We start from the raw sequence: 14,465 nt of genomic DNA, 5'->3' as shown, positions 1-14,465 counted from the left end.
TTACTGTTGAACCACTGATTTTGTGGAAGGGTTGATAAACACAGGATCTAATTGCTCTGGATAACCATATGATCCATGCTCGCTAATATCAAGTCCAGAAATTTCTTGCTCTGCCGTAACACGCAACCCAATCGTTTTCTTAAGAAGAAACAGGACAATAAATGACACCGCTGCGACATAAACAGCTGCCCCCAGCACGCCGACAACCTGAACGATTAATTGATGGAATCCTCCTCCATAAACAAGTCCCGCTTCCCCCACTCCAGTAATTTCTACCAAGCGCGGTGAAGCAAAAAATCCGGTCGAAATCGTTCCAATCGCTCCGGCGATGCCATGAACGGAAAACGCATAAATCGGATCATCAATTCCTTTTCGTTCAAAATATACAGATGTCCAAAATGTAACCGCCCCTGCTACGGCTCCAATGACGACCGCAGCCCATGGTTCAACGAAGGCGCACGCTGCTGTAATCGCAACAAGAGCCGCTAAAACACCATTGACCATCGCTGGAATATCCGCTTTTCCGATCATAATTTTCGAAGTAACAATCGCCGCTACGGCTCCAGCTGCAGCTGCTAGATTGGTTGTCAAAGCGACATAGCCGAAAAATCCGTCTCCTACAGCCATCGTGCTTCCAGCATTAAATCCAAACCAACCCACCCATAAGATAAAGCCGCCAATGACGGTATATACTTGATTATGTCCTGGAATCACATTTGGTGTTTTATCCTTATTAAATTTTCCGATACGAGGCCCAAGCAAAATGGTGGCAATCAGCGCAGCAACGGCTCCCTGCAAATGAACGACAGTCGAACCTGCAAAATCCTGCATTCCCATTTCTCCAAGCCAGCCGCCTCCCCATACCCAGTGGCCAATCACCGGATAAATCAATACGGTAAAAATCGTTCCGAATATAAAGTACACTGCCAGTTTCGCCCGTTCCGCAAAACCTCCCCAAGCAATCGCCAGCGATACTCCTGCAAATCCAAGCTGGAATAAAAACTTCAATGCCAGAGGTACATTTGCCCACGATAACGCATCAAATGTCCCATCTCCTTCTTTTAAAAACCATCCTTCCGTTCCAATAAAGCTGTTACCAGTTCCAAATGTAATCGCAAAACCAAACGCCCAAAACGCCAAAGAAGCAATAGAAAAGCTTAAAATTTGTTTTCCGGCAACATGGCCCGAATTTTTCATTCTCGTCGATCCTGCTTCTAATAGGGCAAATCCCGCTTGCATTCCAATCACTAATACAGCCCCAAGCATGACCCATAATGAGTCAAGCGCTAACGATATTTCTTTTGGACTCATCTTCATCTCCCCTTCTCCTTTGTTATTATACATAACATATATATGTTATAATATATTACATATATTTCACGGTAGCAACCATTATTTTTTAAGAAAACGATTACATTTTTAATTTTTTTGTAAATTATTATTACATAAAAAAGAACGCCTTGTTGAAGGCGTTCTTTTGACATGATAATCGATGAGGAAACCTAACAGGCTTGGAGCGTCGGCCTACATGAACAATGCCGCTCACAGAAACGTGAATAACGGCCCATTGTCCCCCCTTCTCCGTAGAGATGTGAAGTAAGTCACGAGAATTTTCTAAGGCCTGTATTTTTACAGTTATCGTCCATTCAACTTTTCCGTTGCGTTTATATTCATTACGTGTCAACTCATGATCCATTATGTCTCCCTTATAAAAAACAAATAATGTTATAAAATGTGACATAACTTATCCTAACGATAACACTTTACTCTTCTTCTGACACCTCATCGATTGTTCCTTCCATATATACATCATTCACTTGTTCATGAGTTTCTGAAAATCCTAAAGATCTTCGGTCGTTAACTTCCTTATTCTGAATCTCTTCCGTTCTTTTCAAATCACCTTGTTGCTTTTCAGCCATACTAACTTCCTCCTTCATCATCGTGATGGACAGTGTACTCAACCGTTACTCACCTTCTATTTTGAGCCATTCCTCGCGATTCATTCTTAAATGTAAACGTAAAAGAAAATAAAAAAGAAACGTTATGGTTGTAATAAACTGGAGAAAATAGGCCAAACTAACGATGACATGAAATATGGTTAAAAAGGTGGCGAGCACATGACACACTCTTCACACAATAAAAGTTGCAAACAACCAAATCCATCCCATTCCCAACCGAAAAAGACAGGGTACGGGGATAAGAAGCTGAACGGACCGAATCGTCCTGCGGAATAATTCATATAAAAGGATGGCGTTTATCAATGAAGCATATTCTTTCTCTTGTGATTAAGTACATTTTACTTACAACCATATTTTTTTCGATTATTCCTTTATTTCTGAGAGTATCCACGGCGGAGCTTTTATGGCTGAGCCTTGTGATGACATGCTTTGCCTATGCAATTGGCGATTTATGGATTTTAACGCGTTTTGGGAATCTGTCAGCAACAATTGCCGATTTTGGCCTTGTCTTTTTTGGACTATGGATAGGAGTTGGCAGCTTTTATACCGCCTCTGCCGCGGTATTGAATGCCTCATTTTTCACAGCGTTGCTTGTTGCTCTTGGTGAAGCGCCTTTTCACGCCTATATGCAGCAAATCGTATTGCGCGATGGCAAAGCCGCCGAAGAACATCCGGCTAAGCCTTTGATTCCTTCTGTACAAATGGAAACGGCAGAAGAATTGGACCCAAATCATAAAAACCCAAAAAGCTGACCATCGTTATAAATGCGGTCAGCTTTTTTGATTATTCCTCTCGTTTTAATGATAACAATGTTTGCTTGAGCTGTTCCTCCATATTCACAAGCTCGCGCTCTACTTGCTGGCGCTTCACTCGCCCTTCCTGTTGAATTTTGAGCGTCTCCTCCAATGTGGTAATGAGGTTTTCCTGTGTCTTCTTTAGCGTTTCAATATCAATCAAGCCGCGTTCATTTTCTTTCGCCACTTCAATGCTGTTCGTTTTCAGCATTTCTGAATTCCGGAGCAATAGATGGTTGGTCGTTTCCGCTACTTGCTTTTGCGCTTGTACAGCTTTTTGCTGGCGAAAGAGCGTCAATGCGATCACGACTTGATTTTTCCATAATGGGATGGCGGTGAGAATGGAAGATTGGATTCGTTCGACCAACGTTTGGTTCATATGCTGAATCATCCGGATTTGTGGCGCCGTTTGAATGGTGACTTGTCTGCTTAACTTTAAATCATGAATCCGCTTTTCTAAACGGTCAGCAAACTGCAATAAATCATTGACTTCCTGCATTTCCATTTGATTTCCTGATTGTTGAGCTTTCTCCTTTTTTTCTGGAATGAGCACGGTTCGCAATTCCTCAAGCTTCCATTCGGCTGCCGCAATATAAATGTTGAGCGCATCAAAATATTCTTTGTTCTTCTCATATAACGTTTCCAGCATCATAATGTCGCGAAATAGCAACTGACGATGCCTTTCCAGCTGATCCGCAATTTTATCAATCTCCACACCGATTTTTTGATATTTCGCTACCATCCCTTGAAGCGATTTAGATACAGAGCCAAAAATCCGCGACAAGAAGCCTTTTTTCTCCGGTAACAAATCATCTGGGCGAACTTCTTTAATTTTGGTCATCAGCGAGCTGATCACTTCGCCAACAGGTCCTGCATCTTTTGCCTGAACATGATTTAAAATGGTATGCGAAAACTTTGACAGCTCTGCTTGCGCAGCTACTCCGTACTGAACGATCGCCTGCTGATTGCTCGGATCAATTTGCTTGGCAAGCTGAAGCGCTTTTTCACGATGTTCCTGCTTAAGTGAATCAATCAGCTTGTTTGGTCGCTCTTCTTCAACAGATCCTGCCTTTTGTTCCGCAGGCAAAGAGAAAGGATTTTCGAGGAGCGAATCAAGCGAGCTTGTCCAATCTTGCTCGCGAAGTTCGTTCTTTGCTTCGTTATCGGACGGTTTCATACTTTTTCTCCTCTCTCCACTCTGTGTTTTTTGGTTTGTTTTGTTCTTCAAGAAGCGATTGCTCTAGCAGCTTGGTTTCAATTTTTAAATCGAACACATCATCCGAAAGGATCGCCAAAAGCTGCTGTTCAGCTGAGCTCTCCAGTTCTTCTAAAAGCTTTTCCGTCTTGCGCAGCGCTTCCTTCATTTCTTCACTGCGAACAGGTTGGTGAATAAGATAGGCATACTTTTCAATCATCGTCACTGCCGAATCCAGCTCTTGGATGAAAAATGACTGAGCGACGCGAAACTTTTGCGGCTGCCGTTCAACCGCTTGAATCATTTTATCCACGGTAGCACTAATGTGTGATATCCGCTGCCACATCACCATTGATCGAATCTTTAAACGCGCCCGCCGCATTCTTCGCCATTTTTTTCGCGCTTCTGCAAGTTGTGTGCGTATATAGTCTTTTTCTTCTTTTAAGAGATCGCCGGCATGAATTCGCTGCGATCTCCATTTCATACAGAAAGAGGTAAGCACCATAGCAGCTGTTCCTGATATAAATGAAAGAAAAAATTGATAATCAAGAAGAAAGAAAACGATCGTGGCTGTTATAAAACCGACGTTCCACGAAACAAACCACCGCCAAAGGGTCATCAACAATCGTTTCATTTTTATCCCTTCCTTAAATAAATGGATTATTGATATTATACCATGTCCTCCCCTTTGATACGAAGCAACTGCGATTTTTGTTTCATTTTCGAAAGTCATAAGACAACTTCAAGCCTGAATATGCTGACTATAGCAAGGATTGCCAATGAAGGAGATGAAGAATTGAAAATGAAATATATTGATTGGCAAATGTGTGCATTTGTTGGCTTGACGTTGTTACAAGAATATTGGTGTTATTTTAGATTGCCGCGCATCTATTATTGGTATGCGCTTGAAGATGACGACCATCGCAACGCAGCATAGAGGAAAGAAGGTGTTCTTATGCATGATGCTCACCCGTATTCGTATTACGCCACACCTTCCGTACCGGGAGCCGCCCCACGCTCGCGAACGATCACTGTCACTGGTCAAGGCATTCTTTATGTGAAGCCGGATACTGTAACGATCACACTTGGTATTCGCACAGAACATACAAACGCACTTGAAGCGCTGTCCAGCAACTCGAAGCGGGTAAACGCCATGATTCAAGCGCTCGAAGCGATCGGCATTCATAAGGAAGAAATCGATACGATCTCGTTTTCAATTTATCCAAAATATACGTATACAAACAATATCGCCGTGTTAGCAGGATATGAGGTCGAACATCTTTTTGAAATTACAGTGAAAGATGTAAAAACGGTCGGCATGATTTACGAAGCGGCTGTAACGAACGGAGCCAATATCGCCCGCGAACTGCAATTTAAACTCGCGCATGAACAGCCCTATTATCAGCAAGCTCTCGCTCTCGCTGTCAAAAATGCTCAAGAAAAAGCGATCGTTCTTGCCCGCACGCTCAGCCTTCCTTTACACGACACCCCAATCGAATTAAAAGAGCAAACCATCTCTTCGATTCATCCTTCCCCACAGCCGCGAACGACTGTTCTCGCCGCATCTGCCGCTCCGCCGATTCAAACACAGGATGTAACGATTATCGCTATTGTTCATGCTGTTTTTACGTATTGAGGGAGATCCCTTTTGATGGATCTCCCTCTCTCAAAATTGGATCTCATGTACTCGCTTGCCGCCAAATAAAACCACTTTTTTTGTTTTCGTTTCCTTTTTAGTCGTTATCGTTACTGTGTACAGGCCAGGAAAATAAGGACCGTACTTCTTCACAAACGGTTCTTTTGTCGGTTGGCCTTGAACGGCTTTACCACCCACAAGCACCGTAGCCTCCTCTTCTTGACGAATAACAAACGAATAAAGGGTCGGCTCAAACACGTATTGGTGAAACAAAAAAAATTGTTTTTCATACACCTTCATCGTAAAAATGGGCGGTATGGATGTCAGCCCTTTTATATAGACATGCTTTTCGTTCCATTGCCGCTCCCAATCACGTTCAAGCATCTCATATGCCTTTGGATGCTGATCGACATATGTGAACAAGGGGGCCAACGTTTTTTCGTTCACCGTGATTTCCTCGCTCCGAATATAGTTTTTCAATGTGCGCACATCTTTCTTTTTAAGCGCTTGTTCAAATTGATGAACGGCCGCTTCCTTGCTCATTTCATTTTTTAGTGCAGCATACCCTTTCATCATCACACCAATAAAAAAACAAAAAACAACTCCCAAAATCGCAGCCCATAAAAACGCTCGATAGCGTTTGTGCCACACAATCTGCTTTCGCATCCTTTGGCGCGATGGCACTACTTCTTCTTGACTCACTTGTTCTTGTTCGCTTGTCTCTTCATGATGGCTTTCGTTCTCCCTCACGCACTTTCCCCTCTCCCGTTCTGCATTTCTGATTCATTTTTATGACAGAATTAGGGAAAATATGTGAATGAAAGATAAAGGATCAAAGCATTTATTCTGCAATATATGTACAAGCATGCCAATAAGAAGTGCTCTTGCTTGTACAACATTTCCATCCCTTTTTTATCAACTGTCTTCCTACTAGCTTGTGAAACCAGCCATGCCCAACAACGACTACCGTTTCGTGAAGTTTCGCATACTCCACGAGAAGCTGGGAAGCCCTCTCAGCACGAACCACTGCTTGTGAATAGGATTCCACCCCGGGAGAATACCCGCAAAACCAACAAATTCTCGCCAGCGCCAACCATAAAGATACAGGAAGCCGCAAAAAACGGATAGAAGAAAATGGAACAGGCAATTCTGCCTCGCGAAATAGTTCGTTTTTTTCCACCACACACAAAGGAGAAAGATGTTCAGCTGATTGAACAGCACGCGGCAATGAGCTTGTAATGAAAACGCTGGCCTTCCGAGCTTTCTTCAGTGTCTCGCTGGGAGGCAGATGATCTTGACATATGCCTGCGGCGTCATACGCGGCAATCCATTGAGCAAACTGCGCGGAATTCATCCATCGCTTTTTTTCCTGCCACGCAGATTTTCCGTGACGAATGAGCGTAATCTCCATTCTCCTCCTCTCTGAACGTTTTCTCGCCCGTATTCAATCAAACATGAGAAATCATCGATGCAGGAGCCCATTTTTCAGCCAATGAACCTCCCCCGCGTCCCGCTCCAATACATGAGTATTGCCCGCTGCATCTATGAGCTTCTCCTTTCCTTCTCACATTCTTTCTTACGATTCGATTCTCTCCTTCTAACCAAAACGATCACTCTCTATCTTTTTGTGATCATATCAAAATTTTCCTCATTTATAAATACATTGAATTCTTGCTTCATCACTCGCCTCTTCATATAGATGAAACTCAACATGTTCTTATATGATAAAACTTTAGGCCGTTTTCCAAAGTCGTTGTCAGCACGGATCCGTATAACAAAAACGATCGGCAAAATCAGCTGATCATCTGGTCACTTTTCCGTCATGCTTTCCATTCCTTGAAATATTTTCGCTTTTTTATTGATGTCCATTTTTTCAATTCTGAATCTATCCAGTTCCACATCGCTTGAATATAAAGACAAAAACAGTCTGTCACATAACGTTCAAATAGATATGACGATTTTGTGAACGTTAGCGAAACAGGATTCATGTTTTCATAGATTAGTCGTATATTCTCTATGGATCATTTTTAGAAAATCGGGGGAGTTGAACAATGGTTGTTCATGAATTGATCAGCACGGAAGCCATTTTTACGGAAGAGCTAAAAAAAGGGTATCATGTATTATTGCAAAAATATAAAAAAGTAGATGTAAAGGTATCGGATATCGGTTTTATTCAAGAAATGAAGGACGGAAGTGAAGAGGTTGTCGAAGTTGTTTTCGATCCTGGCAATGAATACTCTTTGGTTCGTCTTGGTTCATATACATTTGAAAACGGAGCACCTTCTCTCGCTAAAGTGCAACAAACTCTTTTAAAACATCATCGTGATATTTTTGAAGGAGCCGTCTCAGCTTGAGACCGCTCCTTTTTGTTTCAGCGGTGGAAGGTGAATCGCTTCAGCACCCAGCGCTTCAACTGCTTCCAATAAACTTTCATTGATACTTGGATGCGGATAAAGTGGAAACTTCCAATCTTCCTCGCGGCCTACCATTTCAAGTCCGATCACTCCGCTTGAAATGAGTTCAATCGCTCCGGCCCCCATCATATGGACACCGAGCACCATTTCACTGTCGGCATCGCTGATCACTTTAATAAAGCCATCTTTTTGTCCGATGATGCTTGCATAGCCGTTTCCAATGAGCGGAAACTGTCCGATGCGAACGTCTTTATATTGCTCTTTGGCTTCTTCTTCCGTCATCCCGACGCTGGCAATCGGCGGAATCGAATGAACGATCGTCGGCAGAAACGTCGTATCTGCTTCTGATTGCTTTCCTGCCATCGTTTCCGCCGCTACTTTCCCTTGCTTAATCGCTTTGACAGCAAGCGCTGGTCCTCCTGTCACATCCCCCACGGCAAAAATATGCGGTAACGTTGTTCGAGACTGAGCATCCACGTGAATAAATCCCTCTTCTGTCCGCTCTAGATCAAGACGTTCAATGCCCAATTCTTCGATATTCGCTTGCAAACGGCACGAAACAAACAGATGAGACCCCTCAATCGTCACTGTTTCCTGCTCCTTCACAGACAAGGAAACAGTCACTTGTTCACCATCGTTCGCTGCTTTGATCAATCGGCTATTCTTATAGACTTTTACTTTCATTTTTTTAAGCAAACGCTGCAATTCGCGGTTAATCGAAGAATCGAAAGCGAAATCATCGGCTTCTAAAATAAGCGACACATTGACGCCAAAGGCACGAAAGCTTGTTGCCACTTCAAGCGCTATATAATCACTGCCATAGACGACAAGATGCTCTGGAAGCTCTTCTAATCCATAAATAGAGTAGGCGTTCAACACACGCTTGTGGTCCACATGGATAGAAGCCGGCGAAACGAGCGAAGCGCCAGTGGCGATCACCGCATATCGGAACCGGTACACATCAAACGCATCCCCCTTTTCCACCCCGATCCGATCCTCCGCTAAAAAGGAAGCCGTTCCTTTCATGACTTCGATTTTGTTCCCTTTGCAGAGCGCCTCCACACCTTGACGCAACTGACTCATCACTTTTGTTTTATATTGTTGAAGCTTTCCAGGATGGAAAGCCACATGAGCCCATTCGATCCCCATGTCGTTCATGTGATGAACGCTGGTCATGCTTTGCGCCGCGTGAGCAAACACTTTCGATGGAATACATCCTTTATTTAGACAAACGCCGCCAAGCTCCTCTTTTTCGACTAATGTGACGGTGAGTCCAAGCTGTGCGGCGCGAATCGCCGCATGATATCCCCCGGGACCCGCGCCGATGATAACGACATCACGTTCGTGAGCAAGCTCTCCTACGACCATTTAGATCAACTCCATCAACATCAATTTCGGATTTTCGATTCGTTTGGCAAAACAATTCGTAAATGCGACCGCTGTCGCTCCGTCGGCAACGCGATGATCGAACGACATCGAAAGATTCATCATCGAGCGCACAGCAATTTCATCATTTTCCATTACGACAGGGCGTTTTTTCGTTTTATGGAACGCCACAAGCGCCACTTCCGGATAGTTAATGATTGGCGTTGCCCCAATGCTTCCTCCAAGCGGGCCGACATTGCTGATCGTAAACGTTCCGCCTGTCATTTCAGCTAATGACAATTGATTTTCCATCGCCTTCTTTGTCAACGCTTTCGCTTCGTCATGAATTTGGCGCAACGATTTCTTTTCAACATTTTTAATGACCGGAACAATCAATCCTTCTTCTGTGTCAACCGCAATGCCAAAGTGATGTTCTTTCTCAAGGCGGATGCATTCGTTTTCCTCATCAAGCTTTGCATTGAAAATCGGGAACTGTTTCAGCGCCAACGAGAGCGCTTTAATGAAAAACGCTGTTGCCGAAATGTTCACATTATGTTCCTTTAATTCCTCGCGCAACGCAATAAGCTCCGTTACATCGATTTCTTCAAAATGCGTGCAATGCGGAATGGTAAAGAGCGATTGCGTCATTTTTTTCGCGATTTGCTTGCGGCGGCCACGGAACGGAATGATCATTTCCTCTTTCGTTTCTTCTTTTGTCACCGTAACGGACGCAGGCTCGCGTTCGGCCGCTGGAGCAGCTAGCCGTGTTGCTTGTTCTTGTTGTGTTGGCGCTTGTTGCCCTTGAAGATAGCGATACACATCTTCATCAGTAATGCGTCCTGCTGGTCCTGTTCCTTGAATAAGAGATAAATCTATGCCATGCTCACGCGCAATTTTTCTTGTGTATGGCGAAGCAAGAATTCGTTGTGGTTTTGTTTTGCTTTCATTTGTTCTGGCAGGCTCGCCTATGACTGGTTCGCTTTCAATTTCGACTTCCGCTTCGACCGTCACAGCGGCCTGCTCCTTCGCTTGCTCATGTCCAACCGCTTCCGTCTGCAAAGACAACAATGTCGTTCCGACCGCGATTGTTTGACCTTCTGGAACGAAAATGTCAAGGACGGTCCCCGCCGCTGGCGAAGGAATTTCGGCCACCATTTTATCCGTTTGCACCTCGACAAGCGGCTGATCGGCTTTTACATCATCGCCTTTTTTGACAAAATAATGGATGACAACCGCTTCGGTCATTCCTTCACCAATATCGTGAAGCTTGACTTCCAACATTTCCTATACCCCCTCCAACTAAAACTTCACTGCTTTCTCAATTGCGTGCAATACCCGTTCTGGTGTCGGCAAATAGTAATCCTCAAGCGCAAAAAACGGCACAGGGACATCAAAACCCGTCACTCGCTCAACGGGCGCTTTTTGATATAAGAATGATGTATCGTTGATAATTGAGACGATATCGTTGGCCACTCCGCCTGTCGCGTGCGCTTCCTGAACGATGACCGTGCGCCCTGTTTTTTGTACTGATTCGGCGATGAGATCCCGATCAAGCGGATAAAGGGTGCGTAAATCAATGACATCGGCTTGAATACCTTTTTTCGCCGCTTCCTCCGCTGCTTTCATGGCTACCGGCACCATCGCTCCCCAAGCGATAACCGTCACATCGTCCCCTTCACGCAACTTTTTTCCTTTGCCAATCTCAATCGTATATTTTCCTTCCGGCACTTCCTCGCGAGATGAACGATAGCATCTCATCGGTTCTAAAAATAAAACGGGATCCGGATCCTCGATAGCCGCGATCAGCAACCCTTTTGCATCATACGGAGTCGATGGGCAAACGACTTTGATTCCCGGCATATGGGTAAATAGGGCTTCGGTGCTATCACAGTGGATTTCGGGCGCGCGCACTCCCGCCCCATAGGGCGCACGAATGACTATTGGCACCGTAAAATGTCCCATTGTCCGCGAACGGATTCGAGATGCATGTGTCATAATTTGTTCATAGGCTGGATAAATAAATCCTAAAAATTGAATTTCAACAATCGGTCGGAATCCGTTAACCGCCATGCCGATGGCCGCGCCCGTAAATCCCGCTTCACTTAATGGCGTGTCGATCACCCGATCTTCTCCAAATTCCGCTTGCAGCCCGTCAGTGGCGCGGAATACTCCGCCGTTTTTGCCGACATCTTCTCCAAGCACAAGGACATCATCCCGTTCACGCAACATGGTCCGCATCGCATCTGTCACTGCCTGAACAAGCGTCAACGTATTTGTTTTAACCGCCATTGTCATCGGATACTCCCCCGTTTCCATGCATTATATTCATTCTTTTGTTGTTCAATCGTCCACGTTGGCTGAGCGAATACGTAATCAAACATATCGTCCGATTTGGCTTCTGGGTAGTTTTCCATTTCCGTTATTGCTCGCTCGACTTCCCGTCCCACTTCTTCTTGAACCGATTGTGCCCACGTTTCATCCCAAAAGCCTTCTCGTTTCATGAATCGCTCAAGACGCTGGATTGGATCAGCCAGCTCGCGACGCTTTTTGCTTTCATCTTGATTGCGGTATTTTGTCGGATCATCCGCTGTCGTATGCGCCCCATATCTCCATGTGATTGCTTCAATGAGCGTCGGTCCTTCACCATTTCTTGCCCGTTCAAGCGCTTTCTGTGTTTCAAAATATACCGCGAACACATCATTTCCGTCGACGCGAACACCCGGAATATCGTATGCTAATGCTTTTTGCGCGATCGTTTGCGAATTCATTTGTTTTGTTATCGGCACAGAAATCGCATATTGATTATTTTGATTGAAGAAGACAACTGGCGCTTGAAAGACGCTGGCAATATTTAAACCTTCATGGAAATCTCCTTCCGATGTCGCTCCGTCTCCAAAATAAACGATGGCCGCATTTTTTGTTCCTTTTCTTTTTTCTGCATACGCTGCACCCGCTGCATGCGGCAATTGCGTCGCAATCGGCACGCTTGGCGGGAAGATTTTCTTGCCGTTTGGCGGAACGCACCCTTCGTTTCGGCCTCTCCAATACAGCAAAATGCGGGTTAACGAATGGCCAAACGTCATCGTTGCCCCATGATCGCGATAGGTCGGAAACAACCAATCATCATCCTTTAGCGCGAGCGCACTGCCGACTTGCGCTGCCTCTTGTCCTTCATACGGCGCATACGTTCCGATTCGTCCTTGCCGCTGAAGGCTGACACATTTTCGGTCGAACGTTCTTGTGCGCATTAAATGGCGGTAAAAGGTCATGGCCAATTCTTTTGTGATTTGTTCACGGTATTCTGTCATTACAAGTTCCCCATCGTTATTCATCACTTGAATCATTGGAAATTGCTGTTCCATCCCATCACCCTCTTTTCTTCATTATTTACAGACGAATATCCCATTTCGGACGCTTTTTATGAGAGAAGAAATTGTTTCTTCTGCTTCGCATTTCCAGCCGCTTTTCACAGAAGCGGTTCGCAGCTTCGATCGTTGTAAGTTGTTCATTTTCCGCTTGTGTATAAATATCAAGAAGCGTCGAATAAATGGCTTTCGTCTTTTGCAGCACGCGTTCTTTATTTGGGCCGTATAATTCATCCGATACTTGAATGAGGCCACCTGCATTGACAATATAATCCGGCGCGTATAAAATGCCTCTTTCTTGCAGCATCTGACCATGCCGTACATCAAGCAATTGGTTATTGGCAGAACCGACAATGGCTCTTACTTTAAATGCATCAATGGTGTCGTCGTTGACAACATTTCCAAAAGCACATGGCACAAACACATCTGCATCGGTTCGGTATATTTCGTCACCTTGTACCACTTTTACCGAGCCGCCGATTTCTTTCGCATAGGAAACAATCGAATCAACAGCCGCTTGGTTAATGTCGCAAACATAAAGATTGGCACCTTTTTCTAACAGCTGCTCTGCCACCTTATAACCAACCTTGCCAAGCCCTTGAATCGCATACGTTTTGCCTTGGAGGTCGTCGCTTCCCCATAACGCTTTGTTCGTCGCTTGCAGGCCGTAAATCACACCCAACGCTGTCGGAACGGAGGAGTCACCGCTTCCGCCATACTCTTGCGGCACACCGACGATACAGTCCGTTTCCTTCATCGCATGTACGAAATCTTCTGGAGTTGTCCCCATATCTGTTCCTGTATAGAAACGGCCGTTTAACGATTCAACAAACTGGCCCAGCGCTCGAAACAATTCCGGTGTTTTATCTTTATTCGGATCACCAATGATAACCGCCTTTCCTCCACCAAAATCGACATCGGCCGCAATGCATTTATACGTCATTCCTTTTGAAAGGCGAAGCACATCAAAAAGCGCTGCATCAACAGTAGGGTACGGCTGCATACGACAGCCACCGAGAGCCGGCCCTAACGTCGTATTATGAATGGCAATAATCGCTTTCAAGCCTGTTTGTTCATCATTGCAAAAAATGACTTGCTCATGCTCCTTCATTTGTGTAAATAAATCAATGGATTTCCATTCATTTGTAACCGCATTCATTCCCTCTTCCTCCTATGAATGTAGTGTCGCTTGAAGCATCTCCTTAATTTTTTCCTTTGGCAAAATGACTTGCTTGACCTCGCCCACACCAATCAATCTTTCGCCATTTTTCGCTTCCACCTTCGTCATCACAACATGATCGCGAAGCTCCGTTACCGTGGCCGTAACGGTTACCGTCGATCCTTCCAGAGTTGGGGCCACATGCTTAACAAAAACAGCTGCCCCCATTCCTTCCTCATGATCTTCAAGATACGGCAATATAATTTTTCGCGATGCCCATTCCATGTGATACACCATCGAAACCGTCGAATAAACCGGATGAACGACATGGCCTTCAAATTGCGCAAACATATCAGGAGTGACAACCACCTCCACAACAGCTGTATCTCCAACTTTCATCCCTCGTTTCATTTCTCCACCCCTCTTAATAATACGAGAATAATATAAGACGTTTTATAAACGTAATAAAAAAATAACATTTTCAATATGCTAGACTATTAGATCAAAACATTTTTAAATTAGGTTTTATCAAGATATTTTAGCGATGTAAAGCGTTTAAATTGTAAACGTTTACACAAT

Annotated in this window: 16 protein-coding genes; 4 read left to right on the top strand and 12 right to left on the bottom strand. The window is 44.5% G+C overall.

Annotated features, from left to right (window positions below; translation table 11 throughout):
• Both B6A27_RS16795 and B6A27_RS16785 read right to left on the bottom strand, forming a co-directional pair.
• The gene (locus B6A27_RS16795; protein ID WP_080862738.1) at positions 1–1,311 is read right to left on the bottom strand and encodes an ammonium transporter; all 1,311 of its coding nucleotides are present in this window, start codon (positions 1,309–1,311) and stop codon (positions 1–3) included.
• A gap of 452 nt (positions 1,312–1,763) precedes the next feature.
• A complete protein-coding gene (locus B6A27_RS16785; protein ID WP_161491052.1) occupies positions 1,764–1,919 on the bottom strand; it encodes a YozQ family protein in 156 nt (51 codons plus the stop codon).
• Between the two features lie 341 nt (positions 1,920–2,260).
• Here B6A27_RS16785 and B6A27_RS16780 point away from each other — a divergent pair, with 341 nt between their 5' ends.
• Positions 2,261–2,710: a YndM family protein gene (locus B6A27_RS16780; RefSeq protein WP_080862713.1), complete on the top strand. Its 450-nt coding sequence runs from the start codon at positions 2,261–2,263 to the stop codon at positions 2,708–2,710.
• A gap of 31 nt (positions 2,711–2,741) precedes the next feature.
• Here the strand turns inward: B6A27_RS16780 and B6A27_RS16775 are convergent, their stop codons facing one another.
• On the bottom strand, positions 2,742–3,929 hold the full coding sequence (locus B6A27_RS16775; protein ID WP_080862712.1) for a toxic anion resistance protein: 1,188 nt from the start codon (positions 3,927–3,929) through the stop codon (positions 2,742–2,744).
• The gene (locus tag B6A27_RS16770) at positions 3,913–4,581 is read right to left on the bottom strand and encodes a 5-bromo-4-chloroindolyl phosphate hydrolysis family protein (RefSeq protein WP_080862711.1); all 669 of its coding nucleotides are present in this window, start codon (positions 4,579–4,581) and stop codon (positions 3,913–3,915) included. Before B6A27_RS16770 ends, B6A27_RS16775 begins: the two co-directional genes overlap by 17 nt.
• Positions 4,582–4,743: 162 nt before the next feature.
• On the opposite strand from B6A27_RS16770, the gene B6A27_RS18740 reads away from it, so the two are divergent.
• A complete protein-coding gene (locus B6A27_RS18740) occupies positions 4,744–4,884 on the top strand; it encodes a hypothetical protein (RefSeq protein WP_156450522.1) in 141 nt (46 codons plus the stop codon).
• Positions 4,885–4,902: 18 nt separating this feature from the next.
• The gene (locus B6A27_RS16765; protein ID WP_080862710.1) at positions 4,903–5,583 is read left to right on the top strand and encodes an SIMPL domain-containing protein; all 681 of its coding nucleotides are present in this window, start codon (positions 4,903–4,905) and stop codon (positions 5,581–5,583) included.
• A 30-nt stretch (positions 5,584–5,613) separates the two neighbouring features.
• Here B6A27_RS16765 and B6A27_RS16760 read toward each other — a convergent pair whose 3' ends face one another.
• Positions 5,614–6,333: a TcaA second domain-containing protein gene (locus B6A27_RS16760; RefSeq protein WP_080862709.1), complete on the bottom strand. Its 720-nt coding sequence runs from the start codon at positions 6,331–6,333 to the stop codon at positions 5,614–5,616.
• 91 nt (positions 6,334–6,424) lie between these two features.
• The gene (locus tag B6A27_RS16755) at positions 6,425–6,994 is read right to left on the bottom strand and encodes a histidine phosphatase family protein (RefSeq protein WP_080862708.1); all 570 of its coding nucleotides are present in this window, start codon (positions 6,992–6,994) and stop codon (positions 6,425–6,427) included.
• A 640-nt stretch (positions 6,995–7,634) separates the two neighbouring features.
• Here B6A27_RS16755 and B6A27_RS16750 point away from each other — a divergent pair.
• Positions 7,635–7,937 (top strand): hypothetical protein, encoded by a 303-nt coding sequence (locus B6A27_RS16750; RefSeq protein ID WP_044746422.1) that lies wholly within the window; start codon positions 7,635–7,637, stop codon positions 7,935–7,937.
• Here the strand turns inward: B6A27_RS16750 and lpdA are convergent.
• Genes lpdA through B6A27_RS16720 form a run of 6 tightly spaced genes read right to left on the bottom strand, consistent with a single transcriptional unit; the run spans position 7,929 to position 14,297 of the window.
• Complete coding sequence (gene lpdA, locus B6A27_RS16745) at positions 7,929–9,365, bottom strand: dihydrolipoyl dehydrogenase (protein ID WP_080862707.1); 1,437 nt, start codon at positions 9,363–9,365, stop codon at positions 7,929–7,931. The genes B6A27_RS16750 and lpdA overlap by 9 nt on opposite strands.
• Positions 9,366–10,640: a dihydrolipoamide acetyltransferase family protein gene (locus tag B6A27_RS16740; protein ID WP_080862737.1), complete on the bottom strand. Its 1,275-nt coding sequence runs from the start codon at positions 10,638–10,640 to the stop codon at positions 9,366–9,368.
• 21 nt (positions 10,641–10,661) lie between these two features.
• Entirely contained in the window at positions 10,662–11,657 is a 996-nt protein-coding gene (locus B6A27_RS16735; RefSeq protein ID WP_044746420.1) for an alpha-ketoacid dehydrogenase subunit beta, read from the bottom strand.
• Complete coding sequence (pdhA, locus tag B6A27_RS16730) at positions 11,654–12,724, bottom strand: pyruvate dehydrogenase (acetyl-transferring) E1 component subunit alpha (protein WP_066148585.1); 1,071 nt, start codon at positions 12,722–12,724, stop codon at positions 11,654–11,656. Before pdhA ends, B6A27_RS16735 begins: the two co-directional genes overlap by 4 nt.
• 25 nt (positions 12,725–12,749) lie before the next feature.
• Positions 12,750–13,886, bottom strand: coding sequence for a Leu/Phe/Val dehydrogenase (locus B6A27_RS16725; protein WP_044746418.1), 1,137 nt, complete (start codon positions 13,884–13,886; stop codon positions 12,750–12,752).
• Between the two features lie 12 nt (positions 13,887–13,898).
• Positions 13,899–14,297, bottom strand: coding sequence for a thioesterase family protein (locus tag B6A27_RS16720; protein ID WP_080862706.1), 399 nt, complete (start codon positions 14,295–14,297; stop codon positions 13,899–13,901).
• Between the last annotated feature and the right edge of the window lie 168 nt (positions 14,298–14,465).

Source organism: Anoxybacillus sp. UARK-01 (assembly GCF_002075365.1).
Classification (GTDB): domain Bacteria; phylum Bacillota; class Bacilli; order Bacillales; family Anoxybacillaceae; genus Anoxybacteroides; species Anoxybacteroides rupiense.
This window is presented reverse-complemented; position numbering and strand designations above follow the sequence as displayed.